Source organism: Sphingobium xenophagum (assembly GCF_002288285.1).
GTDB lineage: Bacteria > Pseudomonadota > Alphaproteobacteria > Sphingomonadales > Sphingomonadaceae > Sphingobium > Sphingobium xenophagum.
In genome coordinates this window covers 1,705,881-1,724,044 of record NZ_CP022745.1, presented here as the reverse complement: position 1 = coordinate 1,724,044, position 18,164 = coordinate 1,705,881, and the positions used below count along the sequence as shown (strand labels likewise).

At 64.1% G+C, this 18,164-nt stretch carries 19 protein-coding genes and 2 pseudogenes; 9 read left to right on the top strand and 12 right to left on the bottom strand.

Annotated elements, in window-relative coordinates:
- Positions 1-18 precede the first annotated feature (18 nt).
- On the bottom strand, positions 19-762 hold the full coding sequence (locus CJD35_RS08345) for a hypothetical protein (protein WP_017183989.1): 744 nt from the start codon (positions 760-762) through the stop codon (positions 19-21).
- Between the two features lie 159 nt (positions 763-921).
- On the opposite strand from CJD35_RS08345, the pseudogene CJD35_RS22995 reads away from it, so the two are divergent.
- Positions 922-1,134: pseudogene (locus tag CJD35_RS22995) on the top strand (hypothetical protein); the annotation flags it as partial.
- Positions 1,135-1,183: 49 nt separating this feature from the next.
- Positions 1,184-2,041, top strand: coding sequence for an EamA family transporter RarD (rarD, locus tag CJD35_RS08335; RefSeq protein WP_244917244.1), 858 nt, complete (start codon positions 1,184-1,186; stop codon positions 2,039-2,041).
- Positions 2,042-2,287: 246 nt separating this feature from the next.
- On the opposite strand, the gene CJD35_RS08330 is transcribed toward rarD, so the two are convergent.
- Positions 2,288-3,619, bottom strand: coding sequence for a dihydroorotase (locus tag CJD35_RS08330; RefSeq protein WP_017183986.1), 1,332 nt, complete (start codon positions 3,617-3,619; stop codon positions 2,288-2,290).
- A gap of 48 nt (positions 3,620-3,667) precedes the next feature.
- Between CJD35_RS08330 and ygfZ the strand changes: the two genes are divergently transcribed.
- Both ygfZ and CJD35_RS08320 read left to right on the top strand, forming a co-directional pair.
- Positions 3,668-4,408 (top strand): CAF17-like 4Fe-4S cluster assembly/insertion protein YgfZ, encoded by a 741-nt coding sequence (gene ygfZ, locus CJD35_RS08325; protein ID WP_017183985.1) that lies wholly within the window; start codon positions 3,668-3,670, stop codon positions 4,406-4,408.
- Complete coding sequence (locus tag CJD35_RS08320) at positions 4,405-5,151, top strand: glutaminyl-peptide cyclotransferase (RefSeq protein ID WP_017183984.1); 747 nt, start codon at positions 4,405-4,407, stop codon at positions 5,149-5,151. The genes ygfZ and CJD35_RS08320 overlap by 4 nt, the downstream gene beginning before the upstream one ends.
- Before the next feature lie 118 nt (positions 5,152-5,269).
- On the opposite strand, the gene CJD35_RS08315 is transcribed toward CJD35_RS08320, so the two are convergent.
- The 10 genes and pseudogenes from CJD35_RS08315 to coxB all read right to left on the bottom strand — a co-directional run bounded on the left by CJD35_RS08315 (position 5,270) and on the right by coxB (position 14,125).
- Positions 5,270-6,139, bottom strand: coding sequence for a class I SAM-dependent methyltransferase (locus CJD35_RS08315; RefSeq protein ID WP_017183983.1), 870 nt, complete (start codon positions 6,137-6,139; stop codon positions 5,270-5,272).
- Positions 6,140-6,250: 111 nt separating this feature from the next.
- Positions 6,251-7,651, bottom strand: a complete 1,401-nt coding sequence (gene thrC / locus CJD35_RS08310; RefSeq protein ID WP_017183982.1) for a threonine synthase — start codon at positions 7,649-7,651, stop codon at positions 6,251-6,253.
- A 44-nt stretch (positions 7,652-7,695) separates the two neighbouring features.
- Positions 7,696-8,330, bottom strand: a pseudogene (locus tag CJD35_RS08305) (SURF1 family protein).
- A complete protein-coding gene (locus CJD35_RS08300) occupies positions 8,327-8,725 on the bottom strand; it encodes a DUF983 domain-containing protein (RefSeq protein ID WP_051034322.1) in 399 nt (132 codons plus the stop codon). The pseudogene CJD35_RS08305 and the gene CJD35_RS08300 overlap by 4 nt, the downstream one beginning before the upstream one ends.
- A gap of 87 nt (positions 8,726-8,812) precedes the next feature.
- Positions 8,813-9,643 carry a cytochrome c oxidase subunit 3 gene (locus tag CJD35_RS08295; RefSeq protein ID WP_017183979.1) on the bottom strand — a complete coding sequence of 277 codons (831 nt, stop codon included), beginning with the start codon at positions 9,641-9,643 and terminating at the stop codon, positions 8,813-8,815.
- Between the two features lie 44 nt (positions 9,644-9,687).
- Positions 9,688-10,263: a cytochrome c oxidase assembly protein gene (locus CJD35_RS08290; RefSeq protein WP_017183978.1), complete on the bottom strand. Its 576-nt coding sequence runs from the start codon at positions 10,261-10,263 to the stop codon at positions 9,688-9,690.
- Complete coding sequence (locus tag CJD35_RS22710; protein ID WP_017183977.1) at positions 10,263-10,400, bottom strand: hypothetical protein; 138 nt, start codon at positions 10,398-10,400, stop codon at positions 10,263-10,265. The genes CJD35_RS08290 and CJD35_RS22710 overlap by 1 nt, the downstream gene beginning before the upstream one ends.
- Positions 10,397-11,305 carry a heme o synthase gene (locus tag CJD35_RS08285; protein WP_019052892.1) on the bottom strand — a complete coding sequence of 303 codons (909 nt, stop codon included), beginning with the start codon at positions 11,303-11,305 and terminating at the stop codon, positions 10,397-10,399. Before CJD35_RS08285 ends, CJD35_RS22710 begins: the two co-directional genes overlap by 4 nt.
- A 90-nt stretch (positions 11,306-11,395) precedes the next feature.
- Positions 11,396-13,090 (bottom strand): cytochrome c oxidase subunit I, encoded by a 1,695-nt coding sequence (ctaD, locus tag CJD35_RS08280; RefSeq protein WP_017183975.1) that lies wholly within the window; start codon positions 13,088-13,090, stop codon positions 11,396-11,398.
- Positions 13,091-13,108: 18 nt separating this feature from the next.
- Positions 13,109-14,125, bottom strand: coding sequence for a cytochrome c oxidase subunit II (gene coxB / locus CJD35_RS08275; RefSeq protein ID WP_017183974.1), 1,017 nt, complete (start codon positions 14,123-14,125; stop codon positions 13,109-13,111).
- A 283-nt stretch (positions 14,126-14,408) separates the two neighbouring features.
- On the opposite strand from coxB, the gene pyrE reads away from it, so the two are divergent.
- The 5 genes from pyrE to CJD35_RS08250 are packed head-to-tail and all read left to right on the top strand — an operon-like array spanning position 14,409 to position 18,144.
- Positions 14,409-14,990: an orotate phosphoribosyltransferase gene (gene pyrE / locus CJD35_RS08270; protein ID WP_026002547.1), complete on the top strand. Its 582-nt coding sequence runs from the start codon at positions 14,409-14,411 to the stop codon at positions 14,988-14,990.
- A 3-nt stretch (positions 14,991-14,993) separates the two neighbouring features.
- Positions 14,994-15,731: a pyridoxine 5'-phosphate synthase gene (locus CJD35_RS08265; protein ID WP_017183972.1), complete on the top strand. Its 738-nt coding sequence runs from the start codon at positions 14,994-14,996 to the stop codon at positions 15,729-15,731.
- Entirely contained in the window at positions 15,728-16,129 is a 402-nt protein-coding gene (gene acpS / locus CJD35_RS08260) for a holo-ACP synthase (protein ID WP_017183971.1), read from the top strand. Before CJD35_RS08265 ends, acpS begins: the two co-directional genes overlap by 4 nt.
- Before the next feature lie 35 nt (positions 16,130-16,164).
- Positions 16,165-17,037 (top strand): signal peptidase I, encoded by an 873-nt coding sequence (gene lepB, locus CJD35_RS08255; RefSeq protein ID WP_026002546.1) that lies wholly within the window; start codon positions 16,165-16,167, stop codon positions 17,035-17,037.
- A 24-nt stretch (positions 17,038-17,061) separates the two neighbouring features.
- The gene (locus CJD35_RS08250; protein ID WP_017183969.1) at positions 17,062-18,144 is read left to right on the top strand and encodes an AI-2E family transporter; all 1,083 of its coding nucleotides are present in this window, start codon (positions 17,062-17,064) and stop codon (positions 18,142-18,144) included.
- The last annotated feature ends 20 nt before the right edge of the window (positions 18,145-18,164 follow it).

Below are 18,164 nucleotides of genomic sequence, written 5' to 3'. Positions count from 1 at the left end.
GATTCGCCGCCTTTGCCCTTATTTTCCGTTGTCGGCGATGATGTCGATGTTGGTCTTGCCGCCCGGCGCATCGGTGAAGAGAATGAAATAGGCGCTGCCATCCGCCTTGCGCGTGCCGCCCAGCACATGATCGCCGCCCAATATCTTATGTTCGCCATCATAGCCCGCGCGGCGGGCGAGCGTATAATAATAGTCCATCACCCCCTGACGCGGGACAGGCGTGACGAAGCTGACGGCGCGCAGGGTGCAGCCATCACGTTCCGCGCCGGCCGCTTCGACCAGTTGCGCACCGGGATACACAGTGAAGGGATCGGGCAGGCGTTGCGCCCATTCCATCCCATAGACGAGCTGCTTGCTGCAATTGGCGTTGCCGCCGTTGCGGGACGCCTGTTCGCGCGCGACCGCGCCCAGGGTGACGGTCGATGGCATAGCATCACCCGCGCTGGGTGCTGGCGCGCTGAGCAGCTTGCCGCCCGCCTGTTGCAGCGCGGCCGCCTGCGCCTTGCCCGCATCGCCGCCAAGCAGCGGCACCGCGCCATTGGCCGGACGATCGGCCGTGCGCACGGCATTGCGGTTGGACTGGCCGACCAGTTGGGGATCAACCACGATCGGGTCGGCAAGCGCGCCTTTCAGCGCGGGGTCGACCGCATTGTTGGTGAGTTGCGCATCGAGCGCCGCGAGGCTGGCATCCTTGTCCCCCTTGCCACAGGCGGCGAGCGCCAATGTCAGCGCGATAATGGAAACGGGCCGGAAAAACGCCATGCTGCACTCCTTCGTAAACAAGGCATGAAGAGTGCGGGTTAATTTTTCGTTAGGACATTTGGTGAATCGCGCGAAATTTCCGCATCATCGGGCCAGTTTCTGGCCACTGGCCTGCACGCCCGTCTTGTGGCCATGCGGCGAAACCGCCATCTAGGCTGAATGCTGAACATATTATCCGGCTTTATCGGCCTGGTCACCCTGGTCCTGATGATTCCCGCCTTCATGCCGCTGTTGGGGGCGCTGAACTGGTTGCTGGTGCCCATGGCGCTGTTCGGCGCGGTGATCGGCGCCATTTCTTCGCGCAATGGCGGGCGCAATTTCTGCCTGATCGTCGCGGCCTTTGGCGCGCTGCGGCTGTTTCTGGGCGGGGGATATTCTGAGCCCGGCGCAAAATTATACGCGCAATGGGCTGATCGCCGCGATCTTCGCCTATGGCTTTTGGGGGCTGCTGCCGATCTTCTTTCGGCTGCTCCATCATGTCGATCCGATCGAGATCGTCACCCAGCGGATATTATGGTCGCTATTGCTGATCGTCACACTGCTGGCGGCGCGCCGGACTTTGGGGCCATTATTGGCGACGTTGCGCGACCGTCGGCTGGTCCTGCCGCTGGCGGGGTCTGCGCTGATGATCGCGATCAACTGGCTGACCTATGTATGGGCGGTCAATGATGGCCATGTCGTCGCGGCAAGCCTTGGCTATTTCCTGAACCCGCTGGTCAATGTCGCGCTGGGCGTGATGGTTTTGAAGGAAAAGTTGCGACGACCGCAATTGATGGCGATCGGCGTGGCGGCGGTGGGCGTGGCCATATTGGCGGCGGCGGCGCTGACGACATTGTGGATCAGCCTGACGCTGGCGTTCAGCTTCGCCTTTTACGGCCTGCTGCGCAAAGTGACGCCGGTGGCGCCGATGACCGGCCTTGGCGTCGAGACGCTGCTGCTGACGCCGCCTGCAATTGCCTATCTGATCTGGGAAGCGAGCCATGGCGGGGTGAGTTTCGGACAGGACGCCGCGACCACCGCTCTGCTGGTGACATCAGGCGCGGTGACGACAGTGCCGTTGGTGCTGTTCGCCATGGCGGCGCAACGGCTGCCGATGGCGACACTGGGCATATTGCAATATCTGGCCCCGATGCTGCAATTTTTCTGTGGCATCATGCTGTTCGGCGAAAAGCTGAGCCATGGCCAGATGCTCAGCTTTGGCCTGATCTGGATCGCGCTGATCCTGTTCGCGACCGACGGGGTGCGGATGGCCCGGCGGAACCGGGCGGCGACGGTCTAGTGGATTGATTTTGACATTTGCATCCCCTGGCGGCTGGGATGGATCTGCAAATGTCAGAATCGGACCACTAGTATCAGCGTTGCGTCGTAACTGATCCTCCCCTTGCAGGGGAGGTGTCGGGCCGAAGGCCAGACGGAGGGGTGTCGCGCTATCGAGAGGGTGACACCCCTCCGTCAACGCTTTGCGTTGCCACCTCCCCTTGCAGGGGAGGATGCATGGTGGCGTGCAGCCTTGATCGAATGTGAATCAGGAAAATTCGGTCGCCTCGAAACGCACCGGCTCTCCAATCGCTTCATTGGCCAGCGCATCTTCCCACATCACGCGGTGGCCGCGGATGATGGTGCCGACCGCCTTGCCGGTCAGGTCCATCCCCTCGAACGGCGACCAGTTGCAGCGGGATGCAAGCCAGTCGCTGCCGACGGTCCAGCGCTTTTTCAGGTCTACCACGGTGAAGTCGGCGTCATAGCCGAGCGCGATCCGCCCCTTGCCGACCAGCCCGAACACGCGCTGAGGACCGGAGGAGGTCAGTTCGATGAAGCGGCGCAGCGTCAGCCGCCCTTCCGCGACATGATTGAGCAGCAGCGGCACGAGCGTCTGAACGCCGGGCATACCGCTGGGGCTGGTCGGATAGGGCTTGGCCTTTTCCTCGATCGTGTGGGGGGCGTGATCGCTACCCAGAACGTCGGGCACGCCCTGGTTGAGCCAATGCCACAGCCCGTCGCGGTGCGCGCCCGACCGGATCGGCGGGTTCATCTGGGCATAGGTGCCAAGGCGCGGATAGGCATCCTCCCCTGCCAGCGTCAGATGCTGGGGCGTCACCTCGCAGGTCGCGATATCCTTGTTCTGGCCGATATAGGCGAGTTCGGCGGGGGTCGTGATGTGCAATATATGGATGCGGCGGCGCGCGGCGCGGGCCAGGCCGATGATGCGTTTGGTGGCGATCATCGCGCTTTCATCGTCGCGCCATACCGGATGGGTGGACGGGTCACCCGCCAGCGCCAGGCTCTTGCGCGCATTCATCCGCGTTTCATCCTCGGCATGGATGGCGACGCGGCGCGTGCCGCTGGCCAGCACGCGGGCCAGCGCATTGTCATCGTCCACCAGCAGGCTGCCGGTCGACGCGCCCATGAATATCTTGACCCCGGCCGTGCCGGGGATGCGTTCAAGCTCTTTGAGCTGTTCGGCATTGTCGGCAGTCGCGCCGACATAGAAGGCATGGTCGCACCACATGCGGTGATGGGCGCGGGCAAGCTTGTCCTGGACGCGATCGGCCGTGTCGGTGTTGGGATTGGTGTTGGGCATTTCGAACACGGCGGTGACGCCGCCCAGCACCGCCGCCCGGCTGCCCGATTCGAGATCTTCCTTATGCTCCAGCCCCGGCTCACGGAAATGGACCTGGCTGTCGATGCAGCCGGGCAGCACGTCCAGCCCGGTACAGTCGATCACTTCCCCCGCGTCACCAAGCCCCGTGCCGATCGCGACGATCCTGCCGCCGCGCACGCCGATGTCGGCCCGCTCCGCGCCGCCCGGCGTATGAATGGTGCCGTTCGTAAGGATCAGGTCGAAAGTTTCGGACATGGTGGCTCACCGCTTGGATATGGAAGTCGCCTGTCCTACCTAAAGCCGATGACCGGCACCACCCTCACCGACCGCGCTATCCTCAGAATTTCAGGCGAGGAGGCGCGGCCCTTCCTGCAAGGCCTGCTGACACGCGATGTCTTGACGCTGGCACAGGGCGTGCCGCGCTGGACCGCGTTGCTGAGCGCGCAGGGCAAAGCGCTGTTCGACATGATGCTGTGGGCAGATGGCGACGATGTGCTGATCGATTGCGAGGCGGCGCAGGCCGATGCGCTGGCCAGGCGGCTGACGCTGTACCGGCTGCGGCGCAAGGTCGTGATCGCGCGGGACGAGTCGCTGGCGGTGCATTGGGCGCCGGATGCAGCGGACAGACCGCTTGATCCGCGCTTGCCTGCCCTTGGGCATCGCTGGATCGCCGCGCCAGGGGATGGCGACGCTGCGGCGGCGTTCCGCGCGCACCGGCTAAGCCAGGGCGTGTTCGAGGGCGCAGGTGAACTGGGGCAGGACCAGACGCTGTGGCTGGAAACCAATGCCGGGGAGCTGAACGGCGTCGATTATGACAAGGGCTGCTATGTGGGGCAGGAGAATACCGCCCGGATGCATTATCGCGCCAAGGTGAACCGGCGGCTGGTCGCGGTGCCGCTGGCCCAGGCGGAGGAGAAGCGCCAGCGCGCGGCGCTGCCGGACATGGACCTGTCGATCGAGTTGCGGCGGGTCGAGGATCTGGACCCGGCGCTGCTGCCCGACTGGCTGGCGGCGGCGGTTGCGGCGCAGGCAGCGGCGGAATGAAGCGGCTTCTGTTCGCGCTATTGGGCGCGCTGGCGTTCGCGACCCCCGCCCTGGCCGACACGCCCTGGACGCTGGTCAAATCCTATCCGCACGATTCCGCTGCCTTTACCGAGGGGCTCTTTTTTCATGACGGTGCGCTTTATGAAAGCACCGGGCTGGAGGGGCGGTCGGACATTCGCAAGGTGCGGCTGAAGGACGGCAAGGTCATCCAGCGGCGCGTGCTGGAGCCGCGCTATTTTGGCGAGGGGATCGTCAATTGGAACGACCGGCTGATCAGCCTGACCTGGCGCCATGGCCAGGGATTTGTCTGGAAGCTGGACGATTTCGCGCCGGTCGGCGATTTTCGCTATGTTGGCGAAGGCTGGGGCCTGACGCAGGACGGGCGGCATATCATCCAGAGCGACGGCAGCGCCCAATTGCGCTTCCTTGATCCCGACACGCTGGCCGAGCAGCGCCGCATCACCGTGACGTGGAACGGGCGCGCGGTCCAGCGGCTGAACGAGCTGGAATATGTGCGCGGCGAGATTTGGGCGAATATCTGGTATGAGACGAAGATCGCCCGGATCGATCCCGCGACCGGCGCAGTGATCGACTGGATCGACGTTACGCCGCTGGTCAAGGCAGCTGGCGTGCGGGACAGCGAAGCGGTGGCCAATGGCATCGCCTATGATGCCGCACGGGACCGGGTGTTCATCACCGGCAAATATTGGCCAAAGCTGTTCGAGATTCGGGTGGGGAAGTAAACGGGGTTGAGCGCTTACCCCCTTTCCGTTCGCCCTGAGCCTGTCGAAGGGTCGTCCTTTCTTTCAAGAAGGACAAGGCTTCGACAAGCTCAGCCCGAACGGATGTTGGGGTTCGGCGCTATCGCTTCCAGCGCGCCCAGATGGCGGTGGGGAGCAGCAGCCCGCGCGATTCTTCGCGGACGGCGAGTTCGCCCGCTTCCACCTCGCCGGGAAGGTCGGCAAAGGCCTGACGCAACAACTCACCGATCGCCAGCGCCGACATGCGAACGGCATAGACGGTCAGGAACAGGAAGCGACTGTCGGCATCGAGCAACTGGCGGCAATTGGCGATGAGCGCCGGGAGGTCTTCCTCCAGACGCCAGACTTCGCCGTCGGGGCCACGGCCATATTTGGGCGGATCGAGCAATATGCCGTCATAGCGGCGGTTGCGCCGGACTTCGCGGGCGACGAATTTGGCGGCATCCTCCACGATCCAGCGGACGGGCCTGTCCGCCATGCCCGACAGATCGGCATTGGCGCGGGCCTGGGTGACGGATTTTTTCGAGGCGTCGACATGGACCATGCGCGCGCCGCTGGCCGACATGGCCAGCGTTCCGACGCCAGTATAGCCAAACAGGTTCATCACCTCCGCGTCGGCTTTGTCGGCGGTCCGTTCGCGCATCCAGTCCCATACCGGCGCCATGTCCGGAAAGAAGCCCAGATGGCGGAAGGGAGTGCAACTGGACTGGAAGGTGACTTCCTTCCAGCCAAGCGGCCAGCCTTCGGCAGGGACGGGCTTGTCATAGAACCAGCGGCCCCCGCCCTCCTCGTCCGAACCGGGCACGAATTCGCCATCCGCCGTCCAGTTTTCGGTCGCGGGCGCCCACATCGCCTGCGGTTCGGGGCGAATGAAGCGGAAGCGGCCATAGCGCTCCAGCTTGCGGCCATGGCCCGAATCGATCAGGCCATAATCGGCCCAGGGTTCGCCGATGAGGGTTTGAAGGATCATAGCAACTCTCCGTTCGGGCTGAGCGAAGTCGAAGCCCCCGCCTGAGCGACAGCGAAGGCCTCACTATGTTCGGCCGAGCCCTTCGACAGGCTCAGGGCGAACGGACAATATCTAGGCGCGCGGCGTCGCGCGTTCGGCGACATAGGCCGTCACCGCTTCGTACGTGCCGGGCAGCTTCACATAATGTTCCTCACGCGCGAACAGATCGCCGACGCGCGCAGGGAGCGGTGGGCGGGTGCCGGTGGCGCGCTCTACCGCGTCGCGGAACTTGGCGGCGTGGGCGGTGGCCAGCGTGACGACGGGGATCGACGGGTCGAGATCGGTTGCCTGCGCTGCGGCCAGCCCGATGGCGCTGTGCGGGTCGATGATCTGGGCCGCCGCATCATAGGCCCAGCGCATCGCCATGGTCATGCCGTCGGCGTCGATCCGGGCCGAGGTGAACAGGCCTGCCGCCCCTTCCCGCTGCGCATTGGTGAGGCGCATCGCGCGGGTCGCTTCAAAGCCGCCCATCTGGGCGGCGAGCGCCAGCCCGTCCCGTCCGCCCGCGTCGAACAGCAGCCGCTCGAAATTGGAGCTGACCTGAATGTCCATGCTGGGCGTCGCGGTCGATACGACCTGACCCTGGCTGTAATCGCCCTGCGACAGCGCGCGGTGCAGAATGTCGTTGACGTTGGTGGCGACGATTAGCTTGGCGACCGGCAGGCCCATTTTCGCCGCGACATAGCCAGCGAACACATCGCCGAAATTGCCGGTGGGGACGGAAAAAGCGACCGGACGTTCGGGCGCGCCCAGGCGCACGGCGGCGTAGAAATAATAGACGACCTGCGCCATCAGCCGCGCCCAGTTGATCGAGTTGACGGCGGACAGGTTGAAGCGACGCTTGAAATCCGCGTCGTTGAACATCCGCTTCACCATCGCCTGCGCGTCGTCGAAACTGCCGTCGATCGCGATATTATGGACGTTGGGCGCGCGCACCGTGGTCATCTGACGCCGCTGAACGTCGGACACGCGGCCTTCCGGGTGGAGCATGAAGATGTCGACCTTCTCGCGCCCCGCCACCGCGTCGATCGCGGCGGACCCGGTATCGCCCGACGTCGCGCCGACAATGGTCAGATGATCGTCGCGGCGCGACAGGAAGCGTTCGAACAACTGGCCGAGCAATTGGAGCGCGACATCCTTGAACGCCAGCGTCGGGCCGTGGAAGAGTTCGAGCAGCCAGTTGCGATGGTCCAGCTGAACCAGCGGCACCACCGCCTGATGGCTGAAGCGGCCATAGGCGGCCTGGCACAATTCGCGCAGCTCAGCCTCGTCGAGCGATCCGGCGACGAAGGGCGTCATCACCCGGACGGCGGTTTCGACATAGGAGAGGCCCGACAAAGCGCGAATATCATCGGGCGAAAAGGACGGCCAGCTTTCCGGCACGTACAGCCCGCCATCGGACGCGAGGCCCGCCAGCGTGACATCCTCAAAACCGAGCGCCGGTGCGCTACCCCTGGTGCTGACATATTGCATGATGGGGAAGCGCGGTAGCGATGCGCGCGCCCATGGGCAAGCGTTTAGGGCGATTTGGGCGCGCCGCGACGGCGCAGGGCGAGAATATAGATGATCGTCGCTATGCCAGCGAAGAAGAACCACTGCACCGCATAGGCGAGATGATTGTTGGGGACATCGGCGGCGCTGGGCGGCGCGGAGGGTTTGAGGCCATCCGGCGCAGCGCGGGCGATCAGCATCGGGCGCAGCGGCATCGCCTTGCCCCCGATGCGGGTCAGCAGGGCGCGATGGTCCGGCTCCTCGCTGATCCAGCCCGCCACCTGCCCGCCGGTCCAGGCCGGTTTCGCGTCGGGCCGCTCCGTCACGCCCAGCGCGACGAGGGCGCCCGGCCCCTCCGCGCCGGTCGCGCATTGCGCGATATGGCGATAGCCGGTGGACCCATCGGCCGCGCGCCCCGCCTCCACCTGCCAGCCGATGACGCGCAGGCAGTGGACCGACGAGGGGCGGAACAGCTGTTCGGGCGACACGGGGGGTAGCTGCGGAAAGGCGACCGGGGGCGGGTCGGATTGCTGGCGGCGAGTTGCAGCGCCTGTGCCTTTTCCCCGCGACGCTGCAATTGCCAGATGCCAAGGCCGATCATCACCAGCACCGCCACAGCGACGAGGATGGTCGGGATGAGCGGAATGCGCGCCTTGTTCATGCGTCCGGGCCTTTGTTCGCGATACGGCCTTCGCGCGCGCGGTTGCGATATTCCAGCGTCAACAACGCGCCCTTGGCAACGCGCAGGCTGGCGACCACGGCGATCGTCGTCAGCGGCGTCCAGAGCAGGATATGGACCCAGAGCGGCGGGTGGAGGTTGAGTTCCAGCACGAGCGCCAGCACGACCATCACCGTGCCGACAATGAGCGTCAGGAAGGCCGCAGGGCCATCGCCGACATTGAACTGGACATAGTCGAGCCCGCAGGCGCGGCAATGAGAGGCGAATCGGACCGGGCCGTCGAACAGGGTCGCCGCGCCGCATCGGGGGCAGGCACCCCGCGCCGCATCGACCAGAAGTGGCGCGGCGGGACGGGCGGGTTCGGTGGGCGGGTTCATGGCCATGGCATAGCGGGCGGCGGCCCAAAAGAAAACGGCCGGGGACAAGCCCGGCCGTTATTCATGATGTCAGGGGTCGACCGTCGATCAGCCGCCGTGGACCGGCGCGCCCCATCCGCCCCATACATAGATGGCGACGAAGAGGAACAGCCACACCACGTCGACGAAATGCCAGTACCAGGCAGCAGCTTCAAAGCCGAAATGCTGGCGCGGGGTGAAGTCGCCCTTATAGGCGCGGATCAGATTGACGGCCAGGAAGATCGTGCCGACCAGAACGTGGAAACCGTGGAAGCCGGTCGCCATGTAGAAAGACGAGCTGTAGGGGTTGCCGCCGAAATCGAACGGGGCATGGGCATATTCATAAGCCTGCACGCAGGAGAAGATCGCGCCCAGGATGATGGTGCACCACAGACCCTTGATCAGGCCGTCGCGGTCGCCATGGATCAGGGCATGATGCGCCCAGGTCACGGTGGTGCCGGAGCAGAGCAGGATCAGCGTGTTGAGCAGGGGCAGCTCAAAGGCGTTCATGACTTCCACGCCCTTGGACGGGAACAGGCCGTCGATCGGCGGCAGCGCGCTGGGGAACAGCGAGAAGTCGAAAAAGGCCCAGAACCAGCCGACGAAGAACATCACTTCCGACGCGATGAACAGGATCATGCCGTAGCGCAGGTGCAGCTGAACCACCGGGGTATGATCGCCCGCATGGGCTTCCGCGATGACATTGGCCCACCAGCTGTAGAAGGTGAACAGCACGCCGCCCAGACCGAGCAGGAACACCCAGCCGCCGCCGGCCGGCAGCGCATCGGGATGCATCCACATGACCCCGCCAAAGGCCATGACCAGCGCCGACATGGCGCCAAACAAGGGCCAGATGCTGGGCGGGAGAATATGATAATCGTGATTCTTGGCGCCTGCCATGACTGCTCTTCCCTGTTCGCTTGTCCGTGTTTTCAACTCGTGCCTTAGCTTGGCTTCGTTTCCTGCTCAACAGGGTAGAAGGTGTAGCTGAGGGTAATTTGCTGCGTATCCTTGTTATCCGGGTCATCGAGGATCTTGGGATCGACGAAATAGAGGACGGGCATCCGCACCTCCTGCCCCGGTTGCAAGGTCTGCTGCGTGAAGCAGAAACATTGGATCTTGGTGAAATAGGCACCCGCCTGGCTGGGGGTGACATTGAAACTGGCCGTGCCGGTGACCGGCCTGTCCGACATGTTCTTTGCGATGAAGATCGCCATGTCCTTGCGCCCCACAGTCACCGTGTCGGTGCGATGTTCGGGGTAGAATTGCCAGGGCATGCCCGGCTGGACGTTGGAATCGAAGCGGATCGACATGGTGTGGCCCACCGCTTCGCGCACCTGGACATCGGCCGATGCGCGCTTCGTCGTGCCGCCAAAGCCGGTCTGTTCGCAAAAGATGCGGTAGAGCGGCACCGATGCGAAGCCGAGCGCCAGCATCGACAGGCCCACGCCCGCCATGGCCATCATCGTCCGGCGGTTGCGCCGGTCGCGGTCGAACGGAGAAGGCGGGAGCGTCGCCATCAAATCGCGCTGCTCGCGCCGATCTTGGCCATGGTGATGGCGTAGAACAGGATCACCAGCGCCGCGAGGATCAGGCCGGTGACAAGAGCGCGCGACTTTTGCCGGGCGCGGATCAGCTTTTCTTCATCCGGGGTCATGCAAGCAACCAGCGGTCGACGACCACTGCTCCAAAGAGAAGGAAAAGATAGAGGATCGAATATTTGAACAGGCGCCGCTCCGGGCCCATCTTCGACGGATCATTTTCGCGGCGGCGATAGACCTGGAAGGCGAAGACGGCGAACAGCAATGTGCCAAGCAGCGCGACGGTACCGTAGAGCAGGCCGGTAAGGTGCAGCAGCACCGGGGCCATCGCCGCGACCGCCATGATCGCGGTGTAGAACCAGATCTGGCGACGGGTTGCGACCTCGCCCGACACGACCGGCAGCATCGGGATGCCAGCAGCGGCGTAATCGGTTTTGACGAACAGGGCGAGCGCCCAGAAATGGGGCGGCGTCCAGAAGAAGATCAGCATGAACAGCGCGATCGGCAATGCCGTGACATCGCCTGTCACCGCCGCCCAGCCGATGACCGGAGGGAAGGCCCCCGCCGCACCGCCGATAACGATATTCTGCGCCGTCCGGGGCTTGAGCCAGATGGTATAGACGAACACGTAGAAGAGGATGGAGACCGCCAGCACGGCCGCCGCCAGCCAGTTGGTCGCCATGCCCATCAGAATGACCGAGAAGAAGGACAGGCCGACACCGAAATGCAGCGCCGCTTCGCGGTCCATCCGCCCGGCGGGCAAGGGGCGGTTCGCGGTGCGCTTCATCTTCGCATCGACGTCCACCTCATACCATTGGTTGAGCGTGGCGGCTGCGCCTGCGCCCAGCGCAATGCAGAGGATGGCGGTGAAAGCGAGGACGGGATGGATATGGCCGGGTGCCGCAAGCAGGCCGCAAAGGCCGGTGAACACCACCAGCGTCATGACGCGCGGCTTGGTCAGCGCCAGAAAGTCGCGCCAGTCGGCCGTGATCGGTGCGGTGGTCAGCATAGCGGTCGTCATATCGGTTCCAGCCCCGTCAGGTCGAGGCATATAGCATAAGGGGGCGGGCTTTATCACCCGCCCCCTCGATCATGTCACTGTGTCTGGCGATCAATGATGCGCGGCATCGTCGATCACAGGCAGGGTTTCGAACTGGTGGAAGGGCGGCGGGCTGGACAGGGTCCATTCCAGCGTGGTGGCGCCTTCGCCCCAGGGATTGCCGACCGCCTTCTTGCCAGCAGCCAGCGACCAGAACACGTTGATGAAGAAGATCACCATGCCGACGGCCATGATTTCATAACCATGGGTCGCGACCGAGTTCCACTTTTCAAAGGCGGCAGGATAGTCGGGGTAACGACGCGGCATGCCCGACAGGCCCAGGAAGTGCATCGGGAAGAACAGCATGTTCACGCCGACGAAGAACACCCAGAAGTGCAGCTGGCCGAGGAATTCATTATACATGCGCCCCGACATTTTCGGGAACCAGTAATAGAAGCCCGCGAACAGCGAGAACACCGCGCCCAGCGAGAGCACATAGTGGAAGTGCGCGACGACATAGTAGGTGTCGTGCAGCACATCGTCGACGCCGCCATTGGCCAGCACGACGCCGGTGACGCCACCCACGGTGAACAGGAAGATGAAGCCCAGCGCCCAGACCATCGGCGTCTTGTAGCTGATCGAGCCACCCCAGATGGTCGCGATCCACGAGAAGATCTTGATGCCGGTCGGCACCGCGATGACCATGGTGGCGGCAGTGAAATACATCTTCACATTCACCGACATGCCGGTGGTGAACATGTGGTGCGCCCACACGACGAAGCCGACGACGCCGATCGCGACCATGGCATAGGCCATGCCGAGATAGCCGAACACGGGCTTTTTCGAGAAGGTCGAGATGATCTGGCTGACGATGCCGAAGCCGGGCAGGATCATGATGTACACTTCGGGGTGACCGAAGAACCAGAAAAGGTGCTGGTACAGTTCAGGATCGCCGCCACCCGATGCGTCATAGAAGGTGGTGCCGAAATTGCGGTCGGTCAGCAGCATGGTGATGGCAGCGGCCAGGACCGGGAGGGCCAGCAGCAGCAGGAAGGCAGTGACCAGCACCGACCAGACGAACAGCGGCATTTTGTGCAGGGTCATGCCCGGCGCACGCATGTTGAGGATGGTGGTGATGAAGTTGACCGCGCCCAGAATCGAGCCTGCGCCGGCAATGTGCAGCGACAGGATCGCCATGTCGACCGCCGGGCCAGCCGAGCCGCTGGTCGACAGCGGGGCATAGACCGTCCAGCCGGTGCCTGCACCATAGCCGGTGCCGCCGGGAACGAAGGCCGAGCCGAGCAGCAGCGCGAAGGCGGGGATGAGCAGCCAGAAGCTGATATTGTTCATGCGCGGAAAGGCCATGTCCGGCGCGCCGATCATGATCGGCACGAACCAGTTGCCAAAGCCGCCGATGATGGCGGGCATGACCATGAAGAACACCATGATCAGGCCGTGCGCGGTGATCAGCGCATTCCACAGATGATAGGCCTGATCCAGCGAGGCCGGTTCAGCGCCCAGCATCGCATGCTGGATATTGGCCCAGCCCTGAAGATACTGGATGCCCGGCTGCGCCAGTTCAGCACGCATCAGGCCGGAAATCGCCCCGCCTACGACGCCCGCGAAAATCGCGAAGATGAGGTAGAGGGTGCCGATGTCCTTATGGTTGGTGGACATGAACCAGCGCTGGAAGAAGGCTGGCTTGTGATCGGCGTCATGATGATCATGCGTATGATCGCTATGATGATCGGCGGTAATGGTGGTCATGGCGGTTCTGCCCTTACATCAAAGCTTGGCGTCAGCGACGGGCGCGGCGGCAGGCGCAGCGGCCTGGGCCGTTTCGGCGGCGGCTGGCGCTGCACCGGGCAGCTTGCCACCCTGCGAAAGCACCCACTGGTCGAATTGCGCAGGCGGCAGCGCTTCGATCGCGATCGGCATGAAGCCGTGGCGCGCGCCGCACAGTTCCGAACACTGGCCGTAATAGACGCCCGGCTTTTCGATGGTGAAGCTCTTTTCGTTCAGGCGGCCGGGAACGGCATCCATCTTCACCCAGAGCGACGGCACGGCAAAGCTGTGAATCACGTCCGCGCCGGTGATGATCAGCTTGATCGGGCGGCCCACGGGCAGGACCAGCCGGTTGTCGGCGGCCAGCTGATGCGGTTCGCCGCTGGCCTTGGCCTGTTCTTCGGTCAGCATGTTCGACACGAATTCGGGGATGCCCGCATCGGGATATTCATAGCCCCAATACCATTGATAGCCGGTGACCTTGACGGTCAGCGCATCCTTGGGCGCGGGCTTGTACTGGTCGGCCAGCAGGCCGATGGAGGGCACGGCGACGACCAGCAGGATCAGCACCGGTAGCACCGTCCACACGACTTCGATCAGCGTGTTGTGCGACGTCTTGGACGGGATCGGGTTTGCGCTCGCCCGGAACTTCCACATGGCGTAGAGCATCAGGGCAAGGACGAGGATGGAGATCGCGAAGATCAGCGGCAGCAGCATCTTGTCATGCAGCCAGCGCGCGGTGTGCCCCGTCGAGGTGAACTGTTCCTGCAACGTGACTTCGCCAGGCTTGGGCATGCCAATGCCTTCGGTCGGCTTCATGCGCGGCGGCGCGGCGACCTTGGCCACAGGCGCAGCCTCGGTGGCGTTGGCAGCCGAATCAGCCGGAGCGGCTGCATTGTCGGCAGCCGGCGCAGCAGCGGCGGCGACATTGTCCTGCGCCAGCGCCTGACCGTTCATCGCGATTGATGGCGCGAAGGCCAGCAATCCGGCGAGAACGAGCGATTTCACCTTGTTCATAGCGTGTTCTTACCCCGTAACCCCTTGGCGCCGCTGCAACGAAGACGCGCGTCTGCGCATCGCCCCCGCCCGGTCGGTTCTGCCGCGGCTTATAGGCATGGTTTTTTCATGCCTCAAGCTTCCATGACCAGATTTTCTTCGCTGTTGCAACGCCCCCTTTGGCCGCCTATTTCGCAGCAGCGCGCACAGGGGCGCGATCATGGCGCGTCTTGTGCGTCATGTTGACAGGGATTTGATGGGGGTCAGAGCGCCCGGATGGCCCGCGACAGGATTGATGAACGGCATGAACGACGAAGAGGTATTGGCGGAATTCCGGGCAGCAGGGGCATTGCTGGAAGGACATTTCATTTTGTCGTCGGGCCGCCGCAGCGCCAATTATCTGCAATGCGCCCGCGTGCTGATGAATGCAGAGCGCGCCGGCAAGCTGGCCCGCGCCATGGTGCAGAAGCTGCCGCGCGAATTGCGGCAGGAAATCGACCTGGTGGTTTCGCCAGCCATGGGCGGGCTGATCGTGGGCCATGAAGTCGGCCGTGCGCTGGGCAAGGATGCGGTCTTTCTGGAACGGCCCGAAGGGACATTCGAACTGCGCCGCGGCTTTGCCATAGCGCCGGGCCAGAAAGTGCTGATGGTCGAGGATGTCGTGACCACCGGCCTGTCGTCGCGCCAGGCGATCGAGGCGGTCGAAAAGGAAGGCGGCGTGGTCATCGCCGAAGCCGCGCTGGTCGACCGGTCGGCGGGCGAGGTGGAACTGGGCGTCCCCTTCTATCCGCTCGTGTCGATCAATTTCCCGGTCTATGAAGCCGATGCAGTGCCGCCCGAACTGGCGGCGATCCCGGCGATCAAGCCCGGCAGCCGGAAGATATAGGATATGCCGCACTCCCCCGCCCCACTGCGACTGGGCGTCAATATCGACCATGTCGCCACCATCCGCAACGCGCGCGGCGGGGATCATCCCGATCCGGTCAAGGCGGCTTTGCTGGCGGTGAAGGCGGGGGCGGACGGCATCACCGCGCATCTGCGCGAGGACCGGCGGCATATTCGCGACGAAGATGTCGCGACGCTGATGGCTGCGCTCAGCGTGCCGCTCAACCTGGAGATGGCGGCGACGGCGGAGATGCTGGACATCGCGCTGCGCTACAAGCCCCACGCCGCCTGCATCGTGCCGGAGAAGCGCGAGGAGCGCACGACCGAGGGCGGGCTGGACGCGGCGGGCCAGTTCGAGGCTCTCAAGCCGATCGTGGAGGCGCTGGGGAACGCAGGTATCCGGGTGAGCCTGTTCATCGAGGCGGACACGGCCCAGATTGACGCGGCGATCCGGCTGGGCGCGCCGGTGGTGGAATTTCATACCGGCGCCTATGCCCATCTGGGCGGCGAGGCGCGGGCGGCGGAATTGCGCAAGATTGCCGATGCGGCTGCGCTGGCGGCCAGGAACGGGATAGAGCCCCATGCCGGGCATGGCCTGACCTTCGACAATGTCGCCCCCATCGCCGCCATCCCGCAGGTCGCCGAACTCAATATCGGCCATTTCCTGATCGGCGAGGCGATCTTTGGCGGGCTGGAAGGCAGTATCAGAGAGATGCGGCGGCAGATGGATCTGGCGCGGTGATCATCGGCCTCGGCTCTGACCTCTGTAACATCGAGCGTATCCAGAATTCTCTCGACCGCTTCGGGGTGCGATTCGAACAGCGCGTATTTACAGATGTCGAGCAGGCCAAGGCCAATCGCCGCCCCTTCACCAAGGCAGGGACGCTGGCCAAGCGGTTCGCCGCCAAGGAAGCCTTTTCCAAGGCGGTCGGGACCGGGTTCAAACGCGGCGTGTTCATGAAGGACATCGGCGTCGTCAACGCGCCATCGGGCGCGCCGACGCTGGCGCTGACCGGCGGGGCGCTGGCGCGGCTGGAGAGCATGGTGCCAGCAGGTCACAAGCCGGTCATTCATCTGACGCTAACCGACGATCATCCATGGGCACAGGCCTTCGTCATCATAGAGGCGGTGCCGCTGTGAGCGCCCTGCCCCCCGATCCCAGCGAGCAGACCCCCATGACGGCAACCGACCTGCACGACGACATGCCTGCACCGGAAGCAAAAGCGCCCGCGCCCTGGGTCAATTGGTGGCAGGAGGTCAAAAGCCTGTCGCTGCTGATTCTGGCGGTGCTGGCCTTTCACAGCTTCGTCGCCAAGCCATTCTATATCCCGTCCGAATCGATGATGCCGGTGCTGCTGACCGGCGACCGGCTGGTGGTGAGCAAATTCCCCTATGGCTGGTCCTATGTCTCGCCCAGCTTCCACCCCCTCCCCTTTCTGAAAGGGCGTTTGTTCGGGCGCATGCCCCAACGCGGCGACATCGTCATCGTGTCGCCGCAGAACCGGCGGGAAGATTATATCAAGCGGGTGATCGGCCTGCCCGGCGACATTGTCGAGGTGCGCGGCGGACAGGTGGTGCTGAACGGCGTGCCGGTGAAGCAGAAGGCGCTGAAAACGCTGCGCCTGCCCGTCGATGCCAACGCGCCCTGTTCGCCGATGCAATTCCCCGGCGCGCGGGTCAGCGGCGCGGACGGCAAGGACTATTGCGAATTGCCGGTACGGCAGGAAATCCTGCCCAATGGCAAGACCTACCTCACCATCGACATGGGGCCGAGCGCGCTCGACTGGTATGGGCCGGTCAGGGTGCCCGCCAACCATGTGTTCCTGATGGGCGACAATCGCGACAATAGCGCCGACAGCCGCGCGCCGCTGGAAGAAAATGGGTTGGGTGGACCTGTGCCATGGGAAGCGATTGGCGGGCGGGCGGAATTCATCACCTTCAGCCTGGACGGCGACACGACATGGAACCCGCTGAGCTGGGTCCGGTCACTGCGTAGCGGCCGGGCCGGGAACAGCCTGCGACCAGTGAGCGTTACCGACCCGAAATAGTCAAAGACCAAAGGGGTATCGGGTTTGAGCGACACGCAACATCATGTCGAGGCGCCCGGTCCCAGCGAAGTGCGTAGCCCGCTGGTCGCGCATGAATTGCAGCGTGCGGGCGTATGGTTTGCCTTCGCCATCGTCATAGGGCTGATCGCCCTGCTGGCCCAGCCGATCCTGCTGGTGCTGGGCGCGCTGGTGCTGGCGACGATGATGGATGGCGGGGCGCGGCTGTTGAACCGCATATTGCCGATCGCGCGCGGCTGGCGCTTGACGATCGTGCTGCTGGGTGCCGTCGCCTTCATGGTCTGGACCTTCTACCTTACCGGATCGAGCCTGATGAATCAGGCGCAGGCGATGCGGACCATTGTCGAAGCGCAGGTCGCGCGCGTGGGCGGCTGGATGCAGCAGATGGGCGTGTCGACGACGCCGGAGGATCTGAAGAGCCTGGCCAGCCAGGCGATGAGTTCCATGGGCCGGGTGACGGCAGCGGTCGGCACCGCGGTCGGCGCGATCACCAGCGGGGTGATGATGCTGGTGCTGGCGATTTTCATCGCGGTCGATCCCAAACTGTACGAACGCGGGGTCGCCTGGATGCTGCCGATGGACAAGCGCAGCCATTTCTACGCCATCGCCGACAAGATGGGCTGGACGTTGCGACGGCTGATGGCCGGGCGGCTGATCGGCATGACGGTGGAAGGGGTCGGCACCTGGTTGCTGCTATGGGCAGGCGGCGTGCCGATGGCGGGGCTGCTGGGCATATTGACCGGCCTCTTCGCCTTTTTGCCCAATATCGGATCGATCATATCCGGCGTGCTGATCATCCTGGTCGGCTTTTCGGGCGGGACCAATACGGGCCTTTATGCCTTTGGCGTCTATCTGGCGGTGCAACTGGTCGATGGCTATCTGATCGTGCCGATGGTGGCGAAGAAGGCCACCGATCTGGCCCCGGCGCTGGTGCTGGCGGCGCAGATTTTGTTTGGCGCGCTGTTCGGGATCATGGGGCTGTTTCTGGCCGATCCGATCGTGGCGATGATCAAGGTCTATCTGGAGGAACGATCCAAAAGACTAGAAGAGGTGCGGGCCAGGCAGGTGAAGGACAGGCTGGCGGTTTGATGGACAGCCCGCCCTATCGA